The following is a 26,813-nucleotide window of genomic DNA, read 5'->3' as shown; positions in this document are numbered from 1 at the left end:
TCCGGGAAATTCGGTGGGAGGCATGGATTGTCTGCGCGGTAGCTGATACGTTTCCAGCTGGAAGTTCCAGAGGAGGGAAGACATGGATATCGTCAGCGCTGGCTTTGCACTCGCTCAGGCCATCATCAATGTTGTTTCCACATCGTTCGGCCTGGCCCAGGCCATCGTCACCGGGTCCGCGGGCTAGACCACCGAATCGTCCACGGCCCCGGCTGCTTCGGTAGCCGGGGCCGTTCGGTTTCACCGGGCGGGTTCCGGCAGCAGCAGGACCAGAACGGTGCTGAGCAGGTGCAGGCCCGCGTAGACCCACATGACTCCGGCGACGCCTATCGGGCCGATGAACACGGTGCCGATGAGCGGGCCGAGGGCGACGCTGGCTCCCGCGCCGAGGCTGTAGGCGGACATGACCTGACCCTTGCGGTCGGGGGCCTGGGCCGTCAGCAGCGGCGGGAGCGGGACGTAACCGGCCAGGCCCGCGCCCAGGGATCCGGCCGCGATGGCGGCGACGAGGAAGTTGTGCCCGGCCGCCACGGGCAGGTAGTAGAACGCGAGACATGCTGCGGCGGCCAGTGATCCGCCGAACCAGGCCACGGTGCGGCGCCAGCTCCAGCGGTCGCCGAGCGCGCCGAAGACCACCACGAAGGCCAGGTTGGTGCCCATCATCACGGTGAGCAGATGCAGCCATTCCGAGAGGGTGAAACCCAGTTCCCGGATGAAGAACAGCGGCATGAACACCCAGATGCCGAACTGGGACGTGGTGTTGATCAGCCGCACCGTCGCGCCCACGGCCACTCGCGGTTTCTCGGCCAGAATGGTGAAACTGCCCAGCAGCGTGCGCTTTACGTCACGCTGCTGCGGTGGCAGCAGGCCCTGGAATCCGGTGCGGTCGCGCAGCAGGGTCAGCGCGATGACGGCACCGAGGACAATGAGGCCGAGCGCCAGCCAGAGTGTGCGGTATGCGCCGATCGCGGGAATGAGCCCGGCGGCCAGGGCCGAACCGAGCGTGGGCAGGCCGAGGGTGAACGAGAACCAGAACCAGCCCAGCGCCCGCCCGATCTGCCGCGTCGGGGCCGCCGCCATGATCCACACCATGAAGCTGTAGGCGAAGAGGGGATAGCCGAGACCGCGAATGCCGTAGCTGATCAGGATCAGCCAGTAGTTCTGAGCCGGAATCGCCACCGCGAGCAACAGGATCTGGAAGACGACCCAGATGACCGCGCCGACCGCCATCACCCGGCGCGGACCCCAGGCGTCCGAGAGCGCCCCGGAGGCGAACGCGCCGACGGCCGCGGCCACCCCGTAGACGGTGAAGATCACCCCGACCGAGCTCTCGCGAAAACCCAGTCCGGCCAGGTACGGCGAGAGGTATCCGGCCTCCACCCCGTCCCCGATCATGAACAGCAGCAACCCCAGATACCCCCAGGCCAGCGCCGCCGGGATGCCCAATCGATCGAGGAGGGAGCGCATCGGCGCGGGGGAGCGGGTGTCGCATTCCGCGCTGGGCGTCGCGACGGGTGTGGTGCGGTAGGCCACCAGATACCTCCTGCTGGTCCGGCGAAGTTCTTGCCAGCATATTGCCAAAACATCACAGAAAATGTGAGATATTGGTACGAAGTAGTGAGATGCCGCCGTCGAGGAGGACCGGGATGAGGCATGGCCGGGCGACCGAAGCCGAGGTCGAGCAGCGTCGTCGGCAGCTGTTGGCGCAGGTCGTGGCCGAGGGGTCGGTGCGGATCGAGACCCTGGCCGAGAACCTGCGGGTCAGCACCATGACCGTGCATCGCGATCTGGACAGCCTCGAATCCCGGCAGTTGCTGCGCAAGCAGCGGGGGATGGCGGTGGCGCTGCCGAATATCACCATCGAGACCGCCACCCGGTTCCGCGAGTACAGCGAACTCGAGGCGAAGGAGGCGTTCGCCGAGGTGCTGGTCCGGCACGTGGCGCCCGGGCAGACGGTGCTGATGGACTGCGGCAGTACGCTTTTCCCGCTCGCCCGCAGGCTCGCGGCGGTCGAGCAGCTGACCGTGATCACCAATTCGCTGCGGATCGCGGGCATGGTCGGCGGGCCCGAGTCCGCGCCCGGCACGCGGGTGATGCTGCTCGGCGGCGTCTACCGCGGCGACTTCGAGGCGTGCGCGGGCTCGGACACGCTGCGCCAGCTGTCCCGGATCCGCGCCGACGTGATGTTCTCCTCCGCCACCGCCGTGCAGGACGGTCGCCTCTACCACCCGGACCAGGCGTGGGCGGATCTGAAGGAGGCCATGCAGACCGCGGCGCGGCGGCGGGTGCTGCCCGTCGACCACAGCAAGTTCGGCCGCACGGCCACCCACCGCTACGGCGACGTCGCCGATTACGACCTCGTCGTCACCGATGCGGGCACCCCCCAGGAAGAGATCCAGGCGATCGAGGCGCGCGACGTGCCGGTCGAGATCGTCACCGTGTGAAAGGCAGGCGGCAACGATGCGCGCTGTTGTGATCCAGACCCCGGGCTCGTATTCCGTTGAGACGGTGGACGATCCGACACCCGAGCCGGACGAGGTGGTGGTGGCGGTGGCCGCCGTCGGCATCTGCGGCACCGACATCCATATCGTGGACGGCGAATTCGCGCCGACCCCGTATCCGATCATTCCCGGGCACGAGTTCACCGGCGAGGTCGTGGCGTGCGGGTCCGGGGTGACCGGGGTCGTCGTGGGCGATCGGGTGGCGGTCGATCCGTCGCTGTTCTGCGGGGCCTGCCACTACTGCTCGATCGGTCGCGGCAATCTGTGCGAGCGGTGGGGCGCGGTCGGCGATACGGTGAATGGTGCTATGGCCGAGTATGTTTCGGTGCCTGCCGCCAACTGTCATCGGCTGCCGGACAGTGTCGATCTCGCCGAGGGCACCTTGATCGAACCGCTGTCGTGCGCGGTGCACGGGTTCGACATGCTGCCGCGTGATCTCGGTGCGCACTATCTGATTTATGGTGCGGGGACCATGGGGTTGATGATGTTGCAGTTGGCCCTGCGCGCCGGAGCCGCATCCGTGTCGATGGTCGACCTGAACTCGGATCGCCTGGCGGTGGCGCGTAAGCTGGGTGCGGCCGGGGTTGCTTGTGCCGCAGACGATTTCGATCGGGCGCAGGGGTGGGAGATCGTGATCGACTGCACCGGAGCGATTCCGGCTATCGAGGACGGGCTCACCCGCGTTCGTCGGGGCGGAACGTTTCAGCAATTCGGGGTGTCTGCGACCCGGGCGCAGGCGCGGTTCTCGCCGTTCCGGGTCTACAACGACGAGATCACCATTGTCGGATCGATGGCCGTGGTGCACAGCTTCGGCCGCGCGGTCGAGCTCATGGGCGCGGGTGTGCTCGACGCCAATACCATGATTACGCATAGTTTTCCGCTGGCGGAGTTCGGGCAGGCGTTACAGACGTTCCGCGATGGTGTCGGCCGCAAGATCCAGATTCACCCGGGGGCCTGACGCCGTGGCCATTGTCGCCGGGGTGGACAGCTCCACCCAATCTTGCAAGATCGTCGTCTGCGACGCCGGGACCGGTGCGGTGCTGGCGCGGGGACGTGCCGCGCATCCCGAGGGGACGGCCGTCGATCCGGAGGCGTGGTGGCGGGCGCTGCGCGAGGCCGCCGACGGGCTGCTCGACACGGTCGACGCGATTGCCGTCGCGGGGCAGCAGCACGGTCTGGTGGCGCTGGGTGCGGACGGTCTGCCGGTGCGGGAAGCGTTGCTGTGGAACGATACTCGCTCGGCGGCGGCCGCCGCCGACCTGATCGAGGAGCTCGGCGGGCCGGAGAAGTGGGCGCACGCGGTCGGCACCGTGCCGGTCGCCTCGCTCACCGCCAGCAAGCTGCGCTGGCTCGCCGACACCGAGCCGGATCTCGCGGATCGGACGAAAATGGTTGTGCTGCCGCATGATTGGCTGACCTGGCGGTTGTGCGGCGGTCCGGGTAGCGGGGCGGTCCCGGTCACCGATCGCGGCGACGCCTCCGGGACCGGATACTGGTCCCCGGCCGAGGATCGTTATCGCGAGGATCTGCTCCGCCTCGCTTTCCGCGGCCGCGCACCGGAATTGCCGCGTGTGCTGCCTCCGGCCGGGATCGCCGGGCGCACTCCCGAGGGTATTCTCGTCGCCGCGGGCACCGGGGACAATATGGCCGCCGCGCTCGGTCTCGGCATTGCCGACGGCGATGTGGTCGTCTCGCTCGGCACCAGCGGCACCGCCTTCGCCCGCTGCCCGCATCCCACCGCCGATCCGTCCGGCGCGGTTGCCGGATTCGCCGATGCCACAGGGCAATTCCTGCCGCTGGTGTGCACCCTCAATGCCGCCCGGGTGCTCAGCTCCACGGCCCGCATGCTCGGCACCGACCTCGAGGAGATCGATACGCTCGCTCGCAGCGCCGGGCCGGGTGCGGGCGGCCTGGTCCTGCTGCCGTACCTCGGCGGGGAACGCACCCCGAACCTGCCCGACGCCTCCGGCACCCTGCTCGGCATGCGCAAGGCCAATATGTACCCGCACAACCTCGCCCGCGCCGCCGTCGAAGGCATGCTGTGCGGCATGGCCGCCGCGCTGGATGCCCTGCGCGAGCGCGGAATTCGAATCGAACGGGTGCTACTCATCGGCGGCGCGGCCAAGGCCCCGATCGTCGGCGAGGTCGCCGCCCACATCTTCGGCACCGCCGTAACCGTCCCGGAGCCAGACGAATACGCGGCCCTCGGCGCGGCGCGGCAGGCGGCCTGGGCACTCGCCGGTACGGCCGAACCGCCGGTGTGGGCGCCGCGACCCGGTGCAGTTGAGGTGGGGCGGCCCGACGATGGGGGAGCAGCCGGGCAGGGTGTTCGAGCGGCTTATGATCGGGCGTGGAAGTCTATGTACGGTCGGTGAATGTGCTTGCACGGCAGGCGGATTGTTGAGGTTCGTGACGCGATGTCGCCACGGGCGTCCGTGATTCCGGCGTGCTTTTGGCCGGAATCTACTGGTACGCTGCGGGTTTCGGTGGATCCCGGCCAAAAGCGTGCCGGGATCGCGGGGTGGTGTCTGCCGGGATCGTGGGGTGGTGTCTGGCGGGATGACGGGGTGGTGTCTGCCGGGATCGCGGGGTGGCGTCTGGCGGGATCGCGGGGTGGCGTCTGGCGGGATCGCGGGGTGGTGTCTGACGGGATGACGGGGTGGCGTCTGACGGGATGACGGGGTGGAGTCTGGGCGGACGCGAGTTCATATGGGCCGGTGATCTGATGGTATGCACTTCAGCGATAATCAGCGGACGCCAGTTCGGCCCTGGTGCCCGGCACTTCGCGCGGTCATGCGTCAGCCGCTCGAGGTTACGGGATATGTATCGCGGAATGCCTCTCGGACGGTCGCGGCATCTGCCGCGTCGCGGCCCTCGATACCGGTAATGATCTCGGAGACACGCCAAAAGTTCGACGGCACCAATCGCCCGGACGTGACTGCGGCGAGTGCAGCATGCGCGGCCTCATCCGGCTTGCCAGCGCCGACGAGCGCCAGGCCCAAGTCCAGGTTCGCCGACGCAGCGCGACGCGGACGTACCGATGCCGCCTCGGTGAGATCGGCGAGCACGTGGCGCGCGTACGGCACGGCGGCCGGGTCGCCGAGCCACGAAAGCGTTGTCGCCACATAGGCGTCGGCTTTCGCCGGGTCGTAACGGAAGTGGTGTTCGGGCCGGTCGGGGAGAGGCAGCGGGGACACGATCCGAGCGACCCGCCGCAGGGCGTTGTAGGTGCCCTTGGTATCACCGAGCCGCGCCAGCGCGCGCCCCTCCTGGGCGGTCGCCTGTATGAATGCTGAGCTTCCCGGTGGGGCGATGTCCTGCGCGGCGCGGGACAGCTTGGCCGCCTGCGCATAATCGCCGTCCGTCAGTCGCTGCCAGGCTCGGGTTTCGAGGCACCACGCCGAGATCTCCGAATGCTCGGCTTCATCGGCAAGCTTCCACGCCAGGTGCCCGCGTGCCGCTGCGGCCGACAGTTCACCAAGGTCGATATGGCAGGTGCTCGCCAACAAAGAGAGCCAGCCTGCCGTCACGAGTAGCCGCCGATGCTGAGTCAAGGTCATCGTGGAATCCATCAGACGCCCGGCATAGCCCAGATGCTGCCGGATGCGCATGAGCAGATCGGCGGGCGGCGTCGTCGGATAAGCCGATGCCAAGTCGTCTACCGCCAACTCCAGCCGATCGAGGGTGTCACCGCCGATGTCCGAAGCCGCGATCCGCTGCATCCACTCGGCCGCCGCTCGCTCACCGTCGGCCGGTTCGACGAACAATTCAGACCCAATTCCGAGCGCATCGGCGTAGGCGCTTTCGTGCTCGGGCCTGACTCGCCTCCGACCGGTTTCGAGTTGTCCCAGTAGGGATTTCGAAAAATGAGTTCGGGCAGACATCGCGGAAAGGCTGATACCGAGCGCCTCACGCGCAGCTCGCAGGCGCGCACCCGTAACCACGGTCTCGCCCGGCTGCGCGTCGTCCATGTGGTCATCGTAGGGCGGTTGTGGACGCCGAAGTCGCAGTCCGCAACTACTGCCTCGGCGTCGGGTTTCCAGGGGCACAACGACGCTGAGGAGCGGGAAATCGCTGAGGAGCGGGAAATGAGGGCCAACCGACCGCGCTGGGGTGGATCGACACCGCGGTCTCGATCGCGCCGGAATGGGAAGCCGCGCAGGTGCGGCGGCTCGCGCGGCTGTTGGGCTACGTGCTGATCTGGTCGCCGGAAGACACGTCGCTGCCGCTTGTCGATCAGGTACGTGCGGCCGATGTCGATGCTGTGATCACTCCTGCGTCGGCGCATCTCGACGCGATCATGCTGCACTCGGTGATGTGCATTGCTGATGTCGAAACGGCTTGCCCGCGAATGAGTTTCTCGCGTTGGGCGGCGATGCCGCCGGGGCGGCTGGGATGAGTGGGCCGATTGCGCTGGGCCTGGTATTCGCGGTCGGGCTGCCGCTGGCCGTGCTGGTGTGGGCGTGTTGGCCGCGCCGGTGACGGTCGTCGGTCCGGCGGGCGGACCGGCGAGAAGCGATCGGCGGGACGCTGGGGCTTGGTGCGTGGGTCCATTCGATGGCCTTATCTACCTCCGTCGCATTCGCCTCGTTCGAGTGGAGGAGGGGCTGTGTGAGGTGGTATTCGCGCTCGGCCGGGCTATTGGCTGATCGGGTCTATCGGCCGGATTCTTTCTCTACAGCAAACCCGCGGCTGAGTCCTATGCGTGGCTAACCACAGCATCGGGTGTTCCGCAGGTGTGCTATTCCAATGCCGGAATCGCATTCGCCGACGAGGAAAATCCGCTGCGGATTTTTTGCCCGCAGGGTTTGACCTGTGGATTCGGGTTCTGCAGGAGGTTGAGGCTTTGACGGGTGGGTGCGGATTTTCGCATCCTTGGGTCGCATCGACAGCAAATGTTCGGCTACCTGAATGAAATGTGGAAATCACGTCGGTAGTCCGAAAGGGAAGGCGGAACTCAGCTGAATCGTTGGCGATCGGTCGTATGTATGTCGGCGGCCGACGCTGGGACTGATCTTGCATCTAGGAAAGGACAATCATCATGAAACTCTCCACTTCCAAGCTGACCGCCACTGTGACTCTGGCTGCGGCCGTTCCCGTTATCGTCGCCGCCACCATGGGTGCCGCCGATGCGGGCACCATTGTCGCGCCCTCGCCGCAGGCGGTGGACTCGCCGCTGCTGGCTATTACCCAGGTCTCGACCCCGGAGGCCGCGACGGCGGAGTACTACCTGCCGCTGGCCCCGGTGGCCGCTGCGGCCGATCCGGTCGAGGTGCGGGATGTGGCCGGGACGCAGGTGAAGGTGCCGACCATCGACAATGCGGCTCGGGCCGGGGCCGCGCGTGGGGCGGCGGTCGGCGGCACGGTCGGTGCGGCGACCGGTGCGGTGGTCGGGAGCGCGGCTTCGACGCTGCCGGGGGCCATTACCGGCGGGACGGTGCTCGGTATCGGTGGTATGGCGCTCGGCGGCGTGGCCGGTGCGGCCATCGGTGCGGGGGTGGGCTGTCTGGTCGGCCTGCCGTACGCGGGTGTCGGGTGCATTGTCGGTGCTCCGATCGGTGCGGCCCTTGGGTTTCCGATCGGTGTGGCCATCGGTGGCGTGAGTGGCACGGTGCTGGGCGCCGCGTCCGGTGCCGCGTTGACCGCGCCGATTACGGCTCCGCTCGGTGCCGCGGTCGGCGGTGTGGTCGGTGGTGGCATCGGCGCCGCCGTCGGTGCGCTCGCCGGAACCGCACTCGGGTCGGCCGACTTCTTCGGCACCGACGAGATGACGCCGAAGGTGGAGCCCGACGCGTCCCCGGCCGCGGCTGTTGCGGCTCCGGACCCGGTGAGTCAGGTAGCGGCATCGCTCGCCGCCGTGGCCCCCGCCCCGGCCCCTGCTGCCGCTCCGGCTCCGGTGGCCGACCCGGTCGCGGCGGGCGTCGATACCGTCCGCACTGTCGCCGGTCAGTTCGGCATCGCACTGCCCTTCTGATTCGACGGTCCGGAGACGGGCGGGTCCCTCAGCGCGGGCCCGCCCGTTCCGGCTGGAAATTAGCTGAATACTCGCCGCCAGCTGTTACCTTCGAACGATCGCGGTGCCGAGTGCCAGTTCGAGCCCTGTCATCGGATCCTCGAGGAGTCTGCCCGTGGTAGCAGCAGGTGCGCGTCAGCGCTTCGCCGAGCGGTTGACCGCGCTGTTCCGCATCGCGGGCTCACCGACGATCAAATCGGTTGTGCGCAGGGCGAATACGCGCAGCATTCCGGGTGCGAGCCCGGTGACCGTGCAGCGGATCAGCGACTGGCGCCGCGGCAATCGCGTCCCCGCCACCTTCGAATCCGTGCTGCCCGCCCTCTCGGTGCTCATTGCCGACGCGAAGGAGCGGGCGCAGGCCGAGACGGTCGACACCACCCTGCTCGATCTGGGTCGCTGGCGAATTGCCTGGCAGCAGGCGAAGAACGATCAAGGGGTGCTCGCGCTGCGCGTGCGGGAACCGGACCATCCGCCGTACCGGGGCCTGTCGTCCTACCGCGCCGAGGACGCGGACCTGTACTTCGGCCGCGATACCGCCCGCGAGGCCGTGCTCGAGGCGATCGCCACGGTCGAGCGGGACGGTGAGATCCCCAGGCTGGTCCTGGTGGTGGGTGTGTCGGGCGCGGGTAAGTCGTCGCTGCTCGCGGCGGGCCTGCAGGCGAATCCGCAGGCGCGTGCCCCGATTCTGCTCAGCCCCGGCGCGCGGCCGAGCGACACGCTGCGCGCCGCACTCGGCCGGGTCCGCGGCGACCGCGACACCCTGCTGCTCATCGATCAGGGCGAGGAGCTGTTCACGCTCTGCGAGAACGGCGCGGACCGCCGGGCCTTCGTCGACGAATTGCGGCACCGCACCGCGCCCGATGCCGCGCGGCCGGTCACCGCGGTGCTCGCGATCCGCTCCGACTTCTTCAACGACCTCATCCAATATCCGCTGCTGGCCAGGGCGATGAAGGACGCCTCGGTCATCGTGGGCGCGATGACCGAGGCGGAGCTGCGCGATGCGGTGGTCGGCCCGGCCCTGGCCTGCGGTCTGAAGGCCGAGCCCGCGCTCGTCGACGTCATTCTGCGCGACCTGGACGCCGCGACCTCCGACGACGGCAAGGCCGCCCTGCTGCCGCTGCTGTCGCACGTGCTCGAGGCGACATGGTCGCGCCGCCAGGGGCGGACCCTGACCTTGCAGGCGTACCGGGACGCGGGCGGCATGGCGGGATCGGTCGCGGCCACGGCCGAGCGCGCCTGGTCCGGGCTCACCGACGACGAAAAGCGTTTCGCGCGAGCGATTCTGATGACGCTCACGGTCGTCGGACCGCGATCGGTCACCCGAAACCGCGTGTCGCACCGGGCCATTGTCGACGAATCCACCGATCCGGCACTGACCGAGACGGTGATCGCCCGCCTGGTCGACGCCCGGCTCGTCATGGTGCACGACGGCGAGCTCGAGCTGCTGCACGACGCGGTGCCCCGCGTATGGCCGCGCATGGCCGAATGGGTTTCGGAGGAAAAGGAATTCGGCCCGGCCCGGCACCGGATCGAGGAGGACGCCCGCGCCTGGTCCGCCGAAGGCCAACCGGCGGAGCTGCTCTACGACGCCAAGCGGCTGGAGACGGTCGACGTGGTGACCGGCAGCGGCGGCTCGATCAACCGCATCGCACGGGAGTTCGTCGCCGAATCGGCTCGGCGGCAACGGGAATTGTCCACGCGCCGCCGGATGACGCGGGCCGCGGCGGCACTGCTGGTCGTCGCCGTGCTGGTGGCGGCCGTGCTGGTGATCATCCAGCGCCACACCGTCCTGCGCGAGCGCACCGACGCCGAGGTGACCGCGCTGATCCGCGAATCACAGCGTACGGAGAGTTTCGACCCCGTGGTATCGACACGAATGGCGCTGGCGGCCTACCGGATTCGACCGAACGACCCGGAGACCCAGGCTCGCCTGCTGTCCACCCAGTCCGGGCCCGTGATCCACGCCTCGGCCGAACGGCATGCGGGAAAGATCTCCGGCCTCGCCTACCACGCGGCACATCGGTTGCTCGCCAGCGCCGGTGACGATGCGCGGGTGCGCCTGTGGTCGCTCACCGGCGATGTCTTCGCCGCCGTGGGCGACGGGCTGCGCGGGCACAGCCGGTCGGTGACCTCGGTCGCCTTCGCCCCGGACGGCGGCGTGCTGGCCAGCGCGAGCTACGACGACACCGTCCGGCTCTGGGACGTCCGCGATCCGAAACATCCTCGCGCACTGGGCGTTCTGAATGTGTCCGCGCCCGCGCTGTCGATCGTGTACGCCACCGACGGGCGATCGATCATCGTCGGGTGTGAGGACGGCGGGCTGACGCTGATCGATGTCGCCGACCCCGCGGCCCCGCGCCCGATCGAACGAATTCCCGCACACGCCGACGCGATTCGGGCGCTGGCGGTGAGCCTCGACGGCACCATGGTCGCCAGCGGCGGCGACGACCACACCATCCGAATATGGTCCATCGCCGAACCGGGACGGATCGGCCCGCTCGGTGCGCCGCTGACGACCGGTAATGCCGTGCATGCCCTCGCCTTCGGCGAGGACGATCACCTCGCGGTGGGAACCGCGAGCGGGACCGTGCGCATGTGGACGCTCGCCGATCGCGCCGCGCCACGGGAATTCGGCCTGCCGCAGACGCTGCACTATGCCGCCGTCGACGCGCTGCTGTTCGGCCCCGGTGGGCAGATGGCCTCCGGCAGCGCCGACGGGACCGTGTGCCTGTGGCAGCAGACGGCCGCCGGGTTCCAGCCGTTCGGCCGCCCGGTCGGCGGTAATCGCGGCGCGGTGTCGGCACTGCAACTCGCCGTCCTGGCCGACGACGCGCATCTGATCTCCGCGGGCGCCGACGGCCGGGTCCGGTTCTGGACCCGGCCCAGCGCCGACATCCCCGTGGCCACCGACACGCCGTTCACCTCGATGGATCTCGACCATTCCGGAACCCACATGGTCACCGGGGGTGCGGACGGCCGGTTCCAGGTGTGGACCGTGACCCGCGACCGGATCGCGCCCGCGGGCGAAGCCCGCGCCGATCTGCCGCCGTATCACGGTGCGCGCGTGGAGATCCGGCCCGACGGCGCGGTGCTCGCCGCGGCCGATACCGAGGGCGGCGGCGTGCAACTGTGGGGATTGCGCGACCCTGCCCGGCCGGTTCCGCTCGGTGGGCCGCTGCCGCTGCGCACCCGATACTTCGCCGGAACCGGGTTCACACCGGACGGGAAGGTGCTCGTCACCGGTGACGACGATTTCTCGATCCGGCTGTGGGATATCGCCGACCCGGCCCACCCGCGCCCGCTCGGCACCGCCGCGGCCGACACCACTCGATCGTTCCGGTCCCTCGCCATCTCGCCGGACGGGACCCTCGTCGCCGCCGGGGCCGGTGACGCCGCGATCTATCTGTGGGACATCGGCGATCCGCATCGGCCGGTATTGCGGGCGCGGCTCACCGGGCACGAGGGGCCGGTCTCGGCCCTGGTCTTCGCCGCCGACGGACGGCACCTGTTCAGCGGCGGAGACGACGAATCCATCCGCTCCTGGGACGTCGGCGACCTCTCCGGCGGCCGAGCGCCGAGCACGGTGGTGCGCACCGCGTCGGCGACCGATCTGTCCATCGACGGGTCCGGTCGCCGACTGGTCTCGGCGGGGGTGGACCAGACCGTCCGGCTGTGGGACATCGGCGATCCCGCCCGGCCGATTCCGCTGGGCAGCTCGATCTCCACCGATATCGGCTCGCGCTGGTTCGTGCGCTTCGACCGGACCGGCGGCCACCGCGTCCTCGGCATCGCGGACTGGGCCTCGGAGCGCTGGATCACCGATCCCGCGGAGGTCGCCGCCCAGCTGTGCCGCACCTCGGTCGTGGGCCCGGATCCCGGCTCCGCGGCGGACTCGGCGGTCTCGCTCGCCGATATCGACCTGTGTCCCAAGTGATTCCGAGGAGGCCGGGCGTGGCGGACGACCGGGCGCCGGAACAACGCCTAGGCTGAGTGAAAATCCTTCGCCCGCAGGTGGTGGGCGTGCCAAGGTGGACTGTGGAGCGGCCGGATCGGAGTCGGATGGACATGGTTGCGGAAGCGGTGGTGACGGTGAGCGAGACCGGTCCGGGGGCGATGGTGTCCGCTACCGTGCTGACGAGCCCGCGATGGCTGGCCGAACGCATCGCCGATATGGGAATCTCGTGGGGGACCGGCGATTCGCGGGTCTCGGGAACCCTGTGGTGGTGCATGGCCGCGTCCTCACTGATCGACCCGATCGTCACCGCCTACGCCACGCGGCGGCGCGCGCCGAGCCCGGAGCTCGACCACCTGCTGTGCGAAATCCGCCCCGACGGGGGAGTGGAGCGCGTGCTGCCGCTGCCCGGCGACGCGCCACAGGACCCCGCCGAGGTCGGCCGTGCCCTGCGAAAGTCGTTGGCGCGCATCATCCCCGCGGTCGCCGAGGTATCCGGTGCGAGTGTGGCGTCGCTGTGGGCGGTCGTCGCCGATGCGATCGGCAATCGCGCCCTGGACGCGGGGGACGCCGAGGCCGGGTCGCGGCTGGCGGGTGAGGTCGCGGGGCGGCTGCCGGTGCCGCGATTCACCGATGTCGGCGGGCGCACGTTCGTGCGGCGCATCTCCTGCTGCCTGGTGTTCGAGGCGCCGGGGTGCCAGATGTGCACGAGCTGCCCGAAACGCCCGCCCGCCCAGCGGCACGCGATGCTCACCGAGCTGGCGGCCCGGGGCTGACCTCCGTCACCGCCACGCTCCCGATAGCATGGTCGCGCCGGAGCGAACCATCATCCGGCCTGGAACGACAGAGTTCCGGTCCCCAGAGAATGTCAAGGAGAGCGCAGCCGTGACCACCTCAGCCCGCAGCACCCCCGCCGCCCTCGTTCGGGTGCCGGCCGGGACGACGGCGGGCGCCGCGCTGCGCGAGGCCGGCCTGCCGAACAAGGGCCCCGACGCGGTGATCGTCGTTCGCGATCCGGAGGGCAACCTCAAGGATCTGTCCTGGACCCCCGACACCGACGCCGAGGTCGAGCCGGTGAACGCCGCCTCCGCCGACGGCCGCAACGTGATCCGGCACTCCGCCGCGCACGTGCTGGCCCAGGCCGTGCAGCAGGAATTCCCCGACGCCAAGCTGGGCATCGGCCCGTTCATCAAGGACGGCTTCTACTACGACTTCCAGGTCGAGCGCCCCTTCACCCCCGAGGACCTGGCCAAGCTGGAATCCCGGATGAAGAAGATCATCAAAGGCGCGCAGCGGTTTTCGCGCCGGGTGGTCGACATCGACGAGGCCCGCGTCGAACTGGCCAAGGAGCCGTTCAAGCTGGAGCTGATCGACGACAAGTCCGGCATCGACGACCCGGAGGTCATGGAGGTCGGCGGCAACGAGCTCACCGTCTACGACAACCTCGACCCGCGCACCGGCGAGAAGGTGTGGGGCGACCTGTGCCGCGGCCCGCACTGCCCGACCACCAAATACATCCCGGCGTTCAAGCTGACCCGCAGCTCCGCCGCGTACTGGCGGGGCGACCAGAACCGCGAGGACCTGCAACGCATCTACGGCACCGCGTGGGAATCGCAGGAGGCGCAGGACGCGTACCTGCACCTGCTGGCCGAGGCCGAGAAGCGCGACCACCGCAAGCTCGGCCTGGAGCTGGACCTGTTCTCCTTCCCCGACGAATTGGGCTCGGGCCTACCGGTGTTCCACCCCAGGGGCGGCATCATCCGCAAGGAGCTCGAGGAGTACTCGCGCCGCCGCCACGTCGACGCGGGCTACGAATTCGTCAACACCCCGCACATCACCAAGGGCCACCTGTTCGAGGTGTCCGGGCACCTGGACTGGTACCGCGACGGCATGTTCCCCGCGATGCACCTGGACGCGGAGTACAACGAGGACGGCACCGTCCGCAAGCCGGGCCAGGACTACTACGTCAAGCCGATGAACTGCCCGATGCACAACCTGATCTTCCGGGCCCGCGGCCGGTCGTATCGGGAACTGCCGCTGCGGCTGTTCGAATTCGGCTCGGTGTACCGCTACGAGAAGTCGGGCGTGGTGCACGGCCTGACCCGGGTGCGGGGCATGACCCAGGACGACGCGCACATCTACTGCACCAAGGAGCAGATGCACGCGGAGCTCACCGACACGCTGAACTTCGTGCTGTCGCTGCTCAAGGACTACGGCCTGGAGGACTTCTACCTGGAGCTGTCCACCAAGGACCCGGACAAGTTCGTCGGCTCGGACGAGATCTGGGAGGAGGCCACCGCCACGCTCGAGAAGGTGGCCCACGCGTCCGGCCTGGAGCTGGTGCCGGATCCGGGCGGTGCCGCGTTCTACGGCCCGAAGATCTCCGTGCAGGCCAAGGACGCCCTGGGCCGGACCTGGCAGATGTCGACCATTCAGCTCGACTTCAACCTGCCCGAGCGGTTCGAGCTGGAGTACACCGCCTCCGACGGCACCAAGCAGCGCCCGGTCATGATCCACCGGGCCCTGTTCGGTTCCATCGAGCGGTTCTTCGGCGTGCTCACCGAGCATTACGCCGGTGCGTTCCCGGCCTGGCTGTCGCCGGTGCAGGCGGTGGGCATCCCGGTCGCCGACGCCTTCGCCCCGCACCTGGACGGGGTGATCGAGCGGCTGCGCGACGCCGGGGTGCGCGCCGAGGTCGACCGCAGCGACGACCGCATGCAGAAGAAGATCTTCAACCACACCGCGCAGAAGGTGCCGTTCATGCTGCTGGCCGGTGAGCGCGACGTGACCGCGGGCGCGGTGAGCTTCCGCTTCCGCGACGGCACCCAGGTCAACGGCGTGCCGGTCGCCGACGCGGTGGCCACCGTGGTGGACTGGATCCGGCGGCGCCGCAACGCCTCGCCGACGGCCGAGGGTTTCGCGATCGTGGCCGGTGGGGCATGAGCGAGGGCACCGTGGAAGACACCGTGGCACACGAGGATTCGGGGCAGATCGTGGACAGGGGCGCGGGCGAACCGGACCGGCTGCAGCGACTGTGGACGCCGTACCGGATGTCCTACATCACCGGCGCGGTCTCCGACCGGGACGCGCGCAAGAACGACGCGCCCACCTCGTCCGGGCACCCGTTCACCGACATCCCCAAGATGTCCGACGAGGACGGCCTGGTCGTCGCGCGCGGGCAGTGGGTGTACGCGGTGCTGAACCTGTACCCGTACAACCCCGGTCACATGATGGTGGTCCCGTACCGCCGGGTCGCCAACCTGGAGGACCTCACCGCGGAGGAGAGCGCCGAGCTGATGGCGTTCACACAGCGCGCGATCCGGGTGATGAAGCGGGTGTCGCGGCCGGAGGGCTTCAATGTCGGCCTGAATCTCGGTGGGGTGGCGGGCGGTTCGCTCGCCGACCATTTACACCAGCACATCGTGCCGCGCTGGGGCGGCGACGCGAACTTCATCACCGTCGTCGGCGGGGTGAAGGTCATGCCGCAACTGCTGCGGGAGACCCGGGCACTGCTGGCGGATGCCTGGAAGGACAACGAGTAGCCGTGCTGAGCTTCTTCGGTCGTGAGACGTTCGCCAAAGCGACTGCGCCACTGGGCAAAGCGCTGGTGCGTACCGGGCTCACGCCCGACGCGGTGACGCTGATCGGCACGACGGCCTCGATCGTGGCCGCGGTGACGCTGTTCCCCACCGATCACCTGTTCTGGGGAACGATGGTGATCTGGCTGTTCGTCATGTTCGACATGCTCGACGGCGCCATGGCGCGCGCCCGCGGCGGCGGCACCAAATACGGTGCGGTGCTGGACGCCACCTGCGACCGGGTCGCCGACGGCGCGATCTTCGGCGCGCTCGCCTGGTGGGCGGTCTATCACGAGCAGAGCAGGCATCTGTTCGTGGCGACGCTGATCGTGCTGGTGACCTCCCAGGTCATCTCCTACGCCAAGGCGCGCGCCGAGGCGAGCGGGCTGTCGGCCGACGGCGGCATCATCGAGCGCCCGGACCGGCTGGTGATCGTGCTCGTCGGCGCCGGATTCACCGGCATCGGCGGCTACTGGGGGATCGGCTGGCTCACCTACGCGGTCTACGCCGCGATGTACATCCTCGCCGTGCTCAGTATTGTCACGGTGTTCCAGCGCGTGCTGGAGGTACGCAACTCGGCCGGCGCCCGCGACGTGATCACACCCGCGGGCAAGGTCGAGCCCGGCACAACGACATAGGGGGCGCGCGTGACGGAATGGAAATCCGCGCTGACCGATACGGCGTACGCGGCGGGCTGGCGGCTGGTCCGCGCCCTGCCGGAGCGCACCGCACGGCGGCTGTTCGACCTCGGCGGTGATCGGGCCGGGCGGCGGGCCAACCGCGCCGCGCATCGGACCGGCGTGCCGAATCAGTTGCGCCGCAATCTCGCCCGGGTGCTGGGCGTCGAACCGCTGGCGGTGCCCGACGATCTGGTGCGGGCGTCGATGCGGTCCTACGCGCGCTACTGGCGCGAGGCGTTCCGGCTGCCGACCATGGACCATGCGGCACTGGCGAATTCGTCGCTGATGCCCGCACCGGTCGGGATCGAGAATCTGGATGTCGCGCTGGCGGCGGGCCGCGGCGCGATCTTCGTGCTGCCGCATTCGGGGAACTGGGATATGGCCGGAGTGTGGCTGGTGCAGCACTACGGCGGCCTGACCACCGTCGCCGAGCGGCTGAAACCGGAATCGCTGTTCGAGCGGTTCGTCGCCTACCGCGAGAGCCTCGGCTTCGAGGTGTTCCCGCTGACCGGCGGCGAGCAGCCGCCGTTTCCCCAACTGGCCGAGCGACTGCGGGAGAATCGAGTCGTGTGCCTGATGGGTGAGCGCGACCTGACCGGTAAGGGGGTGCCGGTGACCATGTTCGGGGAACGGACCTGGATGCCCGCGGGCGCGGCCAAACTCGCGATCGAGACCGGCGCGGCGCTGATGCCGGTGCACGCCTGGTACACCGTCGACGACGCGGGCCGGGAGGGCTGGGGCCTGAAAGTCGAACCGCCGCTGGATGTCTCGGTGGGGGTGGCGGCGGCGACCCAGGAGCTGGCCACCCGGTTCGCGGCCAATATCGCCGAGCATCCGGCCGACTGGCACATGCTGCAACCGCTGTGGGAGTCGGATCTGTCGCAGGCGCGCCGCGACCGGATCGCGGCGGCGCAGGCCGGGCTGGGCGAGCGCGACCCGGCGCGGGACGAGGCGTCATGAAGATCGGCATGGTCTGCCCGTACTCGTTCGACGTGCCGGGCGGGGTGCAGTCCCATGTCGTCGAGCTGGCGCAGGTGCTGACCGAGCGCGGGCACCGGGTGAGCGTGCTGGCCCCGGCCTCCGAGGGCACCGACCTGCCCGACTTCGTGGTGTCGGCGGGCAAGGCGGTGGCGATCCCGTACAACGGGTCGGTGGCGCGGCTGTCGTTCGGCCCGACCGCCTACACCCGGATCCGGCGCTGGATCACCGACAACGACTTCGACGTGCTGCACATCCACGAGCCGAACGCCCCGAGCCTGTCGATGCTGGCGCTGAAGATCGCCGAGGGGCCGATCGTGGCCACCTTCCACACCTCGACCACGAAATCGTTGGTGCTGAGCACGTTTCAGGGGGTGCTGCGGCCGTATCACGAGAAGATCAGCGGCCGCATCGCGGTGTCGGAGCTGGCGCGGCGCTGGCAGGTGGAGGCGCTGGGCGGCGACGCGGTGGAGATCCCGAACGGGGTCGACGTGCCCGCGTTCGCGCACGCGCCGCTGCTGGACGGCTATCCGCGCGCGGGCGGCACGGTGCTGTTCCTGGGCCGCTACGACGAGCCGCGCAAGGGGATGGCGGTGCTGCTGGGCGCGCTGCCGACGCTGGTGCGGCGGCATCCGGACGTGCAGATCCTGATCGTGGGCCGCGGCGACGAGGACCGGCTGCGCCGCGAGGCCGGTGAGCACGCCGGGCACCTGCGGTTCCTGGGGCAGGTGTCGGATGCGGAGAAGGCGTCGGCCATGCGCAGCGCGGACGTGTACTGCGCGCCCAATATCGGCGGCGAAAGCTTCGGCATCGTGCTGGTGGAGGCGATGGCCGCCGGAACCGCCGTGGTGGCAGCGGAATTGGACGCCTTCCGCCGGGTGCTGCGCGACGGCGCCGCGGGAGTGCTGGTGCCCGTGGGTGATTCGGCCCGGCTGGCGGAGGCGCTGACCGGGCTGCTCGCCGATCCAGGCCGCCGCGAGAGCCTGGTGAAGGCCGCGAACCAGGTTGTCGGCGAATACGATTGGCCCGTGGTGGCCGAACAGATTCTGCGGGTGTACGAGACGGTCACCGTCGGCGACACCCGGGTGAGGACCGCCGGATGATCACCTTCTCCGCGACCACCATACTCGTTCTCGCCCTGGTCGCGGCGCTGCTCATCACGGTGGGCGTGTGGGCGTACTCCACGGCCAACCGGCTGGACCGCCTGCACGTGCGCAGCGACCAGGCCCGCCACGCGCTGGAGGCGGCGCTGGCCCGCCGCGCGGTGGTGGCCCGCGCGCTGGCGCTGTCGATCGTCGGACCCGGCGCGGATGCCGCGGTCGCCGAGCAGGCCCGACGCCTGCACACCCTGGCGGACCGGGCCGAGCGCGTCGACTGGGCCGACCGCGAGACCGCCGAAAACCAGCTCGCCACCGCGCTTTCCGCGATCGATATCGCCCTGCTGCCCACCCAGCTGGTCGCCGAACTGGCCGACGCCGAGGCCCGGGTGCTGATCGCCCGCCGCTTCCACAACGACGCCGTCCGCGACACCCTCGCCCTGCGCACCCGCCGCCCCGTGCGCCTGCTGCACCTCGGCGGCACCGCCCCGCTGCCGACCTACTTCGAGATCGCCGAACGCGTAACCCCCGCCGCCACAACGGGTCTGGACGTCGATACCGTCCGAACCTCCGCCCGCGTGATCCTGCTCGACGAGAACGATCGCGTCCTGCTCATGCGCGGCCACGACCCCCGCACCCCCGACATCCCCTTCTGGTTCACCGTCGGCGGCGGCATCGAACCCGGAGAAGCGCTGCGCGAGGCCGCGATCCGCGAACTCTGGGAGGAAACCGGCTGCGCCCTGGACTCTTCCGCCCTGTACGGCCCCATCTGGCGCCGAGTAGCGGTGTTCCCCTTCGACGGCGAACTCATCCGCTCCGAGGAGCTGTTCTTCGTAGCCCGCACCCGCTGTTTCGACCCGAAACCGGCTCAACCGACGGTGTGGGAGAAGCGGTGCGTCACGGACAACAAGTGGTGCGCGCCGAGCGATATCGTCGATCTGGATGGCAAGGGGGAGACGGTGTATCCGTACCATCTAGACCAGTTGCTTTCGGAGGCGGTCGCGGTGATGGCGAACGACACCGAGCCGGAAGTCCGTTCCATCCGCTGATCGAATTGGGGGGCAGGCAGTCTCGATGGGCAGTATCCGAAAACACGGCGCGGTCCCCGCATTGGTCCTGGTCCCCGCGGTAGCCGGTTACCTGGTCACGGGTTGCGCCTCGCCCACACCGGCGGAACCGTTCGTCCCGGTCACGAAACCGGCGACACCCACGACCCGTGCGACGACGCCGCAACCCACGACCACAACGCCGACACCGTCCCCGACCCCCACGACGGCAGACTCCTTCTCGACCGGCGACCGCTCCGAGGACGTCGACTACGCCGCCGTCTGCGCCAATGTCCTCACCGGAGAACGCCTGGCCGACACCGACTGCGACGACGCCGACGAAACCTTCGTCGGCGACGACAACAGCGCCCTCCGCTACGCCACCGCAGGCATCGCCGCCGGAACAGCAACCGCGGCAATGTGGTACTACCTGTCGGCCCGCAACCGAACCGTGGCCCCACCCATCGGCGCCCACGTCTCCAACGGCACCTACGTCACCCCTACCTCGAACTCGCCGGGCAGAAACCCCGTGATCTACCGCACCGGCAGCGTCGACGTTGGCGGCGGGACCGTGACCAGCGGCAGTGTCAGACGTGGCGGGCTCGGATCGGGGGAGCACAGCGGTCGTTCCTGACCGCATTCGGCTCCGGCAGCTGACTTCTTTCGTTATTCCGGGCCTATGGCCTCAGCCCGCTGCGCAGTCTCGGCCAGCGCGGTGGAGACCACGGTCGACAGCAGTGGAAGCAGCTGGTCCCGAGTGGGGCGGATTGCCCAGAACGCACCTTCAGGGGTGTAGCGGTCGAAACGGGTCGGGATCATCAGTGCGCTACCCACGACGGGTACACAGATGTCGTTGCGGGCCAATCGGTCCAGCATTTCGTATCCGGGCAGGCGGTCGATGGATGCGACCATCGTCCAGCGGATCTGGCGGGCCAGTAGTGGGCCGGGGGTGTCACGCTCTCGAAGAGAGTGGAGGACTCGTTCGGCGAGTTGCTTCGGCATGTGAACGATGCCGATGTGGTCGGTTACCAGCAACATGGCGTACCCGCCTCGCTCGGCTACCGGCAGATGGAACTCGCCGCGGTAGTAGTCGACCCAGTCGACGACGGTCTGGAGCTCCTTGTTCACGATCGTTCCCTTCATCCGCACTGTTGTCCTCGGTCGAATACGAGGGTCGCGCAGTGAGGCGTGGCAACGACATAGCACTGTTCGTCATCGCGGTTGACGAGTAGCGTCAACCGGGTGACCTCCGGAGACTCGGTGCGGCGCTCGGATATTGGGCGTGTGGTCGAGGAAGTGCGGGCCGTTGGTAGGCGGGCTGGTTTGCATCCGCACGAGATTGCGGCGCGGATAGGTGAGAAGATTCCAATGGTTTCGGCGTTGGAGGCGCAGCGGTTGGCGCGGGAGTGGTCTCGTCGGGAGTTGTCGCAGCGACTGGATGAGCTTTACGAGTCGGATGGTCTGGCGCCGCCGGGACTGGCGGAAGAGACCTTGTGTCGGTGGGAGCACGGTGATCGCATTCCTTCGGCCGAGCGGATCGACTATCTGTGCCGTCTTTACCGGACGCGGCCCGATCGGTTGGGCTTCGGTGTCGATCATTCGCATCCGATGCGGGGTAGGGATGTCGCCGGTCTCGTCGGATTGTGGCCTTACACCTCACAGGAATCCGAGAAAGATCTGATATCGCGGATCGAATCGGTTGGTCGCGAGCTGACGATGTTCGGCCTCACTCGCAATGCTTATGCGCGTGATGACATCTTGGGAGCATTGCGTGATGCGGCCGCGCGCGGCGTCACCATCTCGATGTTTGTGATGGATCCGTGGTGTGATTCTCGCCGTGACAGATATCGGGTCGAGCCCGCGGAAGCGGCTATGGAGGACCCGAAACGGTATGTGCGCGAATGTCTTCGTCCATTGGCCGGGGCCGCGTCCGCGTTCACCAACTGGCGCATCTGGACCTTCGATTTTCCGATCAGTATGGCGGTCGAGCGTTTCGATGATGTCATCCGCGTCATGTTCTACGTGCCAGGTCGCCGCGGCACCGAATCTCCCATTCTGGCACTGACTCCCGACTTCGAGGCGTACGACTTCTTCTGTGGGCAACTGGAGTGGCTACACGCGCGGGCCGCCGATCCTGAGGGCGAGCCGTGGAAGTCGCGAGGCGTCCACGTTCGCCCTCTGCTGCTGCCGTAATCAGGAATGGGTGAGCCAGTGTTGTAGCGCCCACCAGTGCCGGGTGGTGTCGGCGACGGTGGTGGTGTCGGCGCCGGTCAGGGTGTGGCCGGTGAGTTCGGTGAAGCGCCGGAGCCGGTATTTGACGGTGTTGGTGTGGATGTGGAGAGCGGCGGCGGTGGGTTCGATCCGGCCGCGATGATCGAGGTAGGCCTGTGCGGTCTCGGCGAGATCGCGGTGGAAGGGGTCGCCGGGGTCGAGGCCGCCGAGCAGGTGTGCGGCGAGGAGTGTGCCCAGTTCCGGTTCGGCGTGGGTCGCGGTGAGTAGTGCGAGGTCGGTGAGCCGATGCAGTCCGGTCAGCTCTGCCGCACGGCCCGCCTGTAATGCCCGGCGGGCGAGCCGGTACAGCGAGGCCACCCGGGCGGGAGTGGCCGGGGGAGTGGCGACGAGCAGTGGCGGGTCGTCGTCGAGTCGGGGTAGCCGGGTCACCAGTGCGGCCAGCCGCCCGTCGACCAGCCCGCACAGTCCGGAACCCGGTGCGGTGAGCGCGGTCGCCAGCTGCTGAGCGAGCGTCGGATCGCTGATGTCGCTGACCACGCAGTGGTAGGCGGCCGACGCGGTGAGGGGTGCGCACGACGCGGGCTGCTCGCCGTGCAGAAGCTGTCGCAGCGTTTGGGTTTCGCGCTCGGTGCGCGTGCGCGCCATGCCCAGTTCGGTCTCGCGGTGGGTGTGCACGGTGCGGTGCAGTACCACGGTGGTGATCCGGTCGAGGTGTACGACGGCGTCGAGCACCGCCTGCAGGGGCACCGCCAGCTGCCGTCCCTGGTCGATGATCATCTGGATCAGGCAGGAACGGCTGGCCTGAATCGCGTCGAGCAGCGCCTCCACCGGCACGCCCTGCCGCGCACGCTCCGAGCCCAGGCGCTCGGCCGCGGCCAGGACCTGCGCCCCGGGCGCGCGGTCGGTGGTGACGACACCGTCCACCAGGACCTGGACGTGCCGATGAACTTCCTCCTCGGGCAGCGCGGCCACCGCCGCCGACGCCGCCCGAGAGGCCCGCACCAGGGCTTGGACGATGGTGTTGGCCACGGCCGGGTCGCGGGCATGTTCGATCAGCCGGATCCGGGCGCGGTCGATCTCCGGCTCTGCCATGGCCACTCCCTGTCGGTCACTGTCGATTGTGGACAACCGACAGCCTCACCACTGTCCCGAAGCAGCCTAGATGAACCCCCGTGCCACGTGTTTCAGTTGCTCATCGCTGAAAAGCTGGTGGACAAGGAGTTCCCGATGTCGGAAACAGACAGTGTCCCGCCGACCCGTTCGACCGAGACCGGCGGAATCATATGACCGGCAACGAGATCGTGTCGGAGGGCGTGGTCGGGCAGCGCGCGGCGCTGGCGTCCGGGCGACTGTCCGCGATGGAACTGGTCGACGCGACCCTGGACGCCATCGATCGAGCGTCCGCACTGGGTGCGTTCACCTCGGTGCTGCGGGACTCCGCCCGGCGTGCGGCCGCCGACTGTGACCGGCAGCGGATGTCGGGCGAGCCGGTGGGACCGCTGCACGGGATCCCGGTCGCGGTGAAGGACGAAATCGACGTGGCCGGTGTGACAACGACTTTCGGCACCCGCGCCAACAGCACACCGGCGCGCACCGATGCCGAGGTGGTGCGCCGATTGCGGGCGGCCGGGGCGGTGATCGTGGGGAAGACCGCCATGAACGAGTTCGGGCAGTGGCCCTATACGGAGTCGAGCACCTTCGGTGTCACCCGCAACCCGTGGGATACCTCCCGCTCGGCCGGAGGGTCGAGCGGGGGCTCGGCGGCCGCGGTGGCCGCCGGGTTGGTGCCGGTGGCGTTGGGCGGCGACGGCGGTGGGTCGATCCGCATTCCGGCGGCATGTTGCGGATTGTTCGGGCTGAAACCGCAGCGGGGTCGGGTGTCGGCCGCGCCGCTGGAATCGCTGTGGTGGGCGCTGGGGACGACCGGGCCGCTCACCCGCACCGTGCTCGACAGCGCCCTCGTGTACGACGTCATCCGCGGCGCGGTGCCCGGCGACCGGTTCCGCGCGCCCGAGCCGGAGATGTCGTTCGTGGACGCTGCCCGAAAGACGCCGCGCCCGTTGCGGATCGGGTTCTCCGCGAAGACCACGACTCCGCTGCTGACAGCGCATCCGGAGCAGGTGCGGGCGATGGAGGCGACCGCCGTGCTGCTGGCCGACCTCGGACATCATGTGGACGAGATCGATCCGCACTACCCCAGCTCGATGCCCGCGCTGCTGCCCCAATTCTTCGGTGCGATCCGCGCCGAGGCCGCCGCCGTGGAGCATCCGGAATTGCTGGAACGCCGGACCCGGCAAACGCTCCGGCTGGGACTGTGGGCACGTCGTCCGGTGGTGGAGTGGGCCATCCGGGCCGGAGAGTCGTTGGCGGGCACGGTCAATCGCGTCTTCGCTCGCCACGACCTGCTCCTGACGCCGACCACCGCGATCCGGCCCCCGCACCTCGGGGTCCTGGACGGGAAGGGCAGCGCGGCCGCGATTCTCGCATCGCTCCCGATGGTCACCTACACCGCGATCTGGAACGTCACCGGCAACCCGGCCGCCTCGATCCCCGTCGGCATTGCCGACGACGGACTGCCGCTGGCCGTGCAACTGGTCGGGCCACCGGGCGGCGAGACCGCGATCCTCCCGGTGGCCGCCCAGCTCGAGCAGGCCCGTCCACAACCTCGCGCCGAAGGTCGTTGGTCATGAACACAATTCGCTCGGCGACCAAACCGATCGTCGCGGATACGCCTGGGGCCGACGGTCGGGATCGGTGGCCGCGCAGTCGCTGGGGCCGTCGGTTGCTGGCCGGTCTGGCCTGCGTGTGGGCCCTGATCGTCGTCCTCGCGATGGCGGTCGTGGTGTCGCCCATCGTGCCTACCGACAGGGCCTGGACGGTGTCGCTACTGGTGACCTCGTTCTCGCTGTATCTGGTGATTCCGGCAATCATCGGAGCGGTGCTGGCGCTGCTGATGCGGCGGATGCGGTGGCGCCGGGCGGCCGCGGGTGTGGCGCTGCTCAGCGTCCTGGCATTGGCCGGTGCGGTCGTGCCGTGGGTGAGTGCCGCCGAAGTGGCTGCCGCCAACCAGGTTCCGCTGTCGCTGTCGGCCTACTTCGGCTCCGGTCCCGCGCTGCGACCGCCGACCGCGACCGAGGTGTATGCCACCGTGGACGGTCAGCCGCTGCGACTGGATGTGCGCGAGCCCGACAAGCCCGCGCCGGGTGCGCCCGCGCTGGTCTTCGTGCACGGCGGTTCCTGGACCGGCGGCGGACGCAATCAGGCTCCCGGACAGATCCAGTGGTTCGTCGACCGCGGATACACGGTATTCGACATCGAGTACCGGCTGTCCCCGCCGCCGCGCTGGGATCAGCAGACCTCCGATGTGAAGTGCGCGATCGGCTGGGTCGCCCAGCACGCCGACCGCTATCGCATCGACCCGAACGACATCACCGTCGCCGGTGTCTCCGCGGGCGCGAACCTGTCGCTGCTGGCCGCGTACACCGTCGGAATCGGGAAGTTCCCACCGTCGTGCCCGGTCGCGGAACACCCTGTGCGCGCCGTGATTTCGTTCTACGGCCCGACCGACACCGCCCGCCTGATGGCCGACGGCGGCAGCCCCGCCGTCGCCGGTCCGACGGAGTCCCGCGTGTTCGGCGGCGCCCCGGCCACGGCACCCGGGGCCTACCTCGCCACGTCCCCGCTCACCTACGTCCGGCCCGGTCTGCCCCCGACCCTGCAACTACAGGGCACCACCGACCACGTCGTGCCGCACAACCAGGCCACCATGCTCGACGAGCGGCTCACCGCCGCCGGCGTACCCCATCACACGGTTCTGCTGCCCTTCGCCGAACACGGCTACAACGTCGTCTACGGCAGCTGGCCCAGCCAGATCAGCTACGGGGTCCTCGATCAGTTCCTGACCACCTGGACAAGGGAAAACAATTGCTGCACAAGGAGTCTCCGATGACGGACGAAATGGCCTTCTTCGCAAGAACTCTCGCGGGCACGCCGATGCCGCCTTCCTTCGACACCGTGGAGGAAGAACGTCGGCACCGCAAGGAACGGCTGGCCGCCGCGTTCCGGCTGTTCGGCAAATTCGGTTTCGAGGAAGGCGTGGCGGGGCACATCACCGCCCGCGATCCGGAACGCACCGATCACTTCTGGGTCAACCCGTTCGGCTTGTCGTTCAAGCACATTCGGGTCAGCGACCTGATTCTGGTCAACCATCACGGTGAGGTGGTCGAGGGCGAGCGTCCGGTCAACGAAGCCGCCTTCGTCATCCATTCCCGAGTGCACCAGGCCCGCCCGGACGTCGTCGCCGCCTGCCACACCCACTCCACCTACGGGCGGGCGCTGTCGGCACTCGGCCGCAAGCTGGAGCCGCTCACCCAGGACGCCTGCGCGTTCTACCGGGACCACGGGCTGCTCGACGACTACACCGGCGTGGTCACCGATCTGGAGGAGGGCAAACGCATCGGCGTCGCCCTCGGCGATTACAAGGCGGTGATCCTGCGTAACCACGGACTGCTCACCGTCGGCGACACCGTCGATGCCGCCGCGTGGTGGTACATCACCATGGAACGTTCCTGCCAGGTCCAGCTACTGGCCACCGCGGCCGGGCGGCCGATACCCATCGACCCCGACAGCGCGGCACTGGCCTACCGCCAGGTCGGCAGCAATCTCGCCGGGTGGCTGCAATTCCAGCCTCTGTATCAGCAGATCACCCGCGAACAACCCGACCTGTTCGACTGACA

General features: G+C 69.1%; 22 protein-coding genes. 18 read left to right on the top strand and 4 right to left on the bottom strand.

The window, feature by feature from the left end:
• Positions 1-240: 240 nt before the first annotated feature.
• Positions 241-1,533 (bottom strand): MFS transporter, encoded by a 1,293-nt coding sequence (locus HPY32_RS39115; RefSeq protein ID WP_197696493.1) that lies wholly within the window; start codon positions 1,531-1,533, stop codon positions 241-243.
• Positions 1,534-1,646: 113 nt separating this feature from the next.
• On the opposite strand from HPY32_RS39115, the gene HPY32_RS39110 reads away from it, so the two are divergent.
• From HPY32_RS39110 to xylB, 3 genes are read left to right on the top strand one after another with little or no spacing between them, the layout of a single operon-like run.
• Positions 1,647-2,444, top strand: coding sequence for a DeoR/GlpR family DNA-binding transcription regulator (locus tag HPY32_RS39110; RefSeq protein WP_067587911.1), 798 nt, complete (start codon positions 1,647-1,649; stop codon positions 2,442-2,444).
• 16 nt (positions 2,445-2,460) lie between these two features.
• A complete protein-coding gene (locus HPY32_RS39105) occupies positions 2,461-3,459 on the top strand; it encodes a zinc-dependent alcohol dehydrogenase family protein (protein WP_067587914.1) in 999 nt (332 codons plus the stop codon).
• 22 nt (positions 3,460-3,481) lie between these two features.
• Complete coding sequence (gene xylB, locus HPY32_RS39100) at positions 3,482-4,876, top strand: xylulokinase (RefSeq protein WP_309247572.1); 1,395 nt, start codon at positions 3,482-3,484, stop codon at positions 4,874-4,876.
• A gap of 423 nt (positions 4,877-5,299) precedes the next feature.
• On the opposite strand, the gene HPY32_RS39095 is transcribed toward xylB, so the two are convergent.
• A complete protein-coding gene (locus HPY32_RS39095) occupies positions 5,300-6,550 on the bottom strand; it encodes a helix-turn-helix domain-containing protein (RefSeq protein ID WP_507236521.1) in 1,251 nt (416 codons plus the stop codon).
• A gap of 113 nt (positions 6,551-6,663) precedes the next feature.
• On the opposite strand from HPY32_RS39095, the gene HPY32_RS39090 reads away from it, so the two are divergent.
• From HPY32_RS39090 to HPY32_RS39040, 11 genes are all read left to right on the top strand, one after another.
• The gene (locus tag HPY32_RS39090; RefSeq protein WP_231951634.1) at positions 6,664-6,900 is read left to right on the top strand and encodes a hypothetical protein; all 237 of its coding nucleotides are present in this window, start codon (positions 6,664-6,666) and stop codon (positions 6,898-6,900) included.
• A gap of 642 nt (positions 6,901-7,542) precedes the next feature.
• Positions 7,543-8,475, top strand: coding sequence for a hypothetical protein (locus tag HPY32_RS39085; RefSeq protein ID WP_156674443.1), 933 nt, complete (start codon positions 7,543-7,545; stop codon positions 8,473-8,475).
• A 154-nt stretch (positions 8,476-8,629) separates the two neighbouring features.
• A complete protein-coding gene (locus HPY32_RS46370) occupies positions 8,630-12,448 on the top strand; it encodes an nSTAND1 domain-containing NTPase (protein WP_156674444.1) in 3,819 nt (1,272 codons plus the stop codon).
• Between the two features lie 131 nt (positions 12,449-12,579).
• Positions 12,580-13,242, top strand: coding sequence for a (2Fe-2S)-binding protein (locus HPY32_RS39075; RefSeq protein ID WP_231951635.1), 663 nt, complete (start codon positions 12,580-12,582; stop codon positions 13,240-13,242).
• Between the two features lie 109 nt (positions 13,243-13,351).
• Entirely contained in the window at positions 13,352-15,409 is a 2,058-nt protein-coding gene (gene thrS / locus HPY32_RS39070; protein ID WP_067587931.1) for a threonine--tRNA ligase, read from the top strand.
• A complete protein-coding gene (locus HPY32_RS39065) occupies positions 15,406-16,008 on the top strand; it encodes an ATP adenylyltransferase (protein ID WP_067587934.1) in 603 nt (200 codons plus the stop codon). Before thrS ends, HPY32_RS39065 begins: the two co-directional genes overlap by 4 nt.
• 2 nt (positions 16,009-16,010) lie before the next feature.
• Positions 16,011-16,682, top strand: coding sequence for a phosphatidylinositol phosphate synthase (pgsA, locus tag HPY32_RS39060; protein ID WP_067587937.1), 672 nt, complete (start codon positions 16,011-16,013; stop codon positions 16,680-16,682).
• 9 nt (positions 16,683-16,691) lie between these two features.
• The gene (locus tag HPY32_RS39055) at positions 16,692-17,684 is read left to right on the top strand and encodes a phosphatidylinositol mannoside acyltransferase (protein WP_067587940.1); all 993 of its coding nucleotides are present in this window, start codon (positions 16,692-16,694) and stop codon (positions 17,682-17,684) included.
• Positions 17,681-18,805: a glycosyltransferase family 4 protein gene (locus HPY32_RS39050; protein ID WP_067587944.1), complete on the top strand. Its 1,125-nt coding sequence runs from the start codon at positions 17,681-17,683 to the stop codon at positions 18,803-18,805. Before HPY32_RS39055 ends, HPY32_RS39050 begins: the two co-directional genes overlap by 4 nt.
• Complete coding sequence (locus HPY32_RS39045; protein WP_067595787.1) at positions 18,805-19,848, top strand: NUDIX hydrolase; 1,044 nt, start codon at positions 18,805-18,807, stop codon at positions 19,846-19,848. Before HPY32_RS39050 ends, HPY32_RS39045 begins: the two co-directional genes overlap by 1 nt.
• 25 nt (positions 19,849-19,873) lie before the next feature.
• Positions 19,874-20,479, top strand: a complete 606-nt coding sequence (locus tag HPY32_RS39040; protein ID WP_067587947.1) for a hypothetical protein — start codon at positions 19,874-19,876, stop codon at positions 20,477-20,479.
• A gap of 32 nt (positions 20,480-20,511) precedes the next feature.
• Here HPY32_RS39040 and HPY32_RS39035 read toward each other — a convergent pair whose 3' ends face one another.
• Positions 20,512-20,973 (bottom strand): hypothetical protein, encoded by a 462-nt coding sequence (locus HPY32_RS39035; protein ID WP_067595789.1) that lies wholly within the window; start codon positions 20,971-20,973, stop codon positions 20,512-20,514.
• Positions 20,974-21,087: 114 nt separating this feature from the next.
• Here HPY32_RS39035 and HPY32_RS39030 point away from each other — a divergent pair, with 114 nt between their 5' ends.
• Positions 21,088-22,038 (top strand): helix-turn-helix domain-containing protein, encoded by a 951-nt coding sequence (locus tag HPY32_RS39030; RefSeq protein WP_171983270.1) that lies wholly within the window; start codon positions 21,088-21,090, stop codon positions 22,036-22,038.
• On the opposite strand, the gene HPY32_RS45935 is transcribed toward HPY32_RS39030, so the two are convergent.
• On the bottom strand, positions 22,039-23,169 hold the full coding sequence (locus tag HPY32_RS45935; protein ID WP_082871356.1) for a helix-turn-helix domain-containing protein: 1,131 nt from the start codon (positions 23,167-23,169) through the stop codon (positions 22,039-22,041).
• A 191-nt stretch (positions 23,170-23,360) separates the two neighbouring features.
• Here HPY32_RS45935 and HPY32_RS39020 point away from each other — a divergent pair, with 191 nt between their 5' ends.
• The 3 genes from HPY32_RS39020 to HPY32_RS39010 are packed head-to-tail and all read left to right on the top strand — an operon-like array spanning position 23,361 to position 26,811.
• Positions 23,361-24,767: an amidase gene (locus HPY32_RS39020; RefSeq protein WP_067587953.1), complete on the top strand. Its 1,407-nt coding sequence runs from the start codon at positions 23,361-23,363 to the stop codon at positions 24,765-24,767.
• Positions 24,764-26,026 carry an alpha/beta hydrolase gene (locus HPY32_RS39015; RefSeq protein WP_082871357.1) on the top strand — a complete coding sequence of 421 codons (1,263 nt, stop codon included), beginning with the start codon at positions 24,764-24,766 and terminating at the stop codon, positions 26,024-26,026. Before HPY32_RS39020 ends, HPY32_RS39015 begins: the two co-directional genes overlap by 4 nt.
• Positions 26,023-26,811 (top strand): class II aldolase/adducin family protein, encoded by a 789-nt coding sequence (locus HPY32_RS39010; RefSeq protein ID WP_156674446.1) that lies wholly within the window; start codon positions 26,023-26,025, stop codon positions 26,809-26,811. The genes HPY32_RS39015 and HPY32_RS39010 overlap by 4 nt, the downstream gene beginning before the upstream one ends.
• Positions 26,812-26,813: the final 2 nt, after the last annotated feature.

The sequence above is a fragment of the Nocardia terpenica genome, from assembly GCF_013186535.1.
GTDB classification, from domain to species: domain Bacteria; phylum Actinomycetota; class Actinomycetes; order Mycobacteriales; family Mycobacteriaceae; genus Nocardia; species Nocardia terpenica.
This window is presented reverse-complemented; position numbering and strand designations above follow the sequence as displayed.

Excerpts from the sequence above, each read along its gene's own strand:
- HPY32_RS39075 (WP_231951635.1), top strand. The coding sequence starts at position 12,580 with ATGGTTGCGGAAGCGGTGGTGACGGTGAGCGAGACCGGTCCGGGGGCG.
- HPY32_RS39105 (WP_067587914.1), top strand. The coding sequence starts at position 2,461 with ATGCGCGCTGTTGTGATCCAGACCCCGGGCTCGTATTCCGTTGAGACG.
- HPY32_RS39110 (WP_067587911.1), top strand. The coding sequence starts at position 1,647 with ATGAGGCATGGCCGGGCGACCGAAGCCGAGGTCGAGCAGCGTCGTCGG.
- HPY32_RS39020 (WP_067587953.1), top strand. The coding sequence starts at position 23,361 with ATGACCGGCAACGAGATCGTGTCGGAGGGCGTGGTCGGGCAGCGCGCG.
- HPY32_RS39015 (WP_082871357.1), top strand. The coding sequence starts at position 24,764 with ATGAACACAATTCGCTCGGCGACCAAACCGATCGTCGCGGATACGCCT.
- HPY32_RS39050 (WP_067587944.1), top strand. The coding sequence starts at position 17,681 with ATGAAGATCGGCATGGTCTGCCCGTACTCGTTCGACGTGCCGGGCGGG.
- HPY32_RS39010 (WP_156674446.1), top strand. The coding sequence starts at position 26,023 with ATGACGGACGAAATGGCCTTCTTCGCAAGAACTCTCGCGGGCACGCCG.
- HPY32_RS45935 (WP_082871356.1), bottom strand. The coding sequence starts at position 23,169 with ATGGCAGAGCCGGAGATCGACCGCGCCCGGATCCGGCTGATCGAACAT.
- HPY32_RS39065 (WP_067587934.1), top strand. The coding sequence starts at position 15,406 with ATGAGCGAGGGCACCGTGGAAGACACCGTGGCACACGAGGATTCGGGG.
- HPY32_RS39040 (WP_067587947.1), top strand. The coding sequence starts at position 19,874 with ATGGGCAGTATCCGAAAACACGGCGCGGTCCCCGCATTGGTCCTGGTC.
- HPY32_RS39085 (WP_156674443.1), top strand. The coding sequence starts at position 7,543 with ATGAAACTCTCCACTTCCAAGCTGACCGCCACTGTGACTCTGGCTGCG.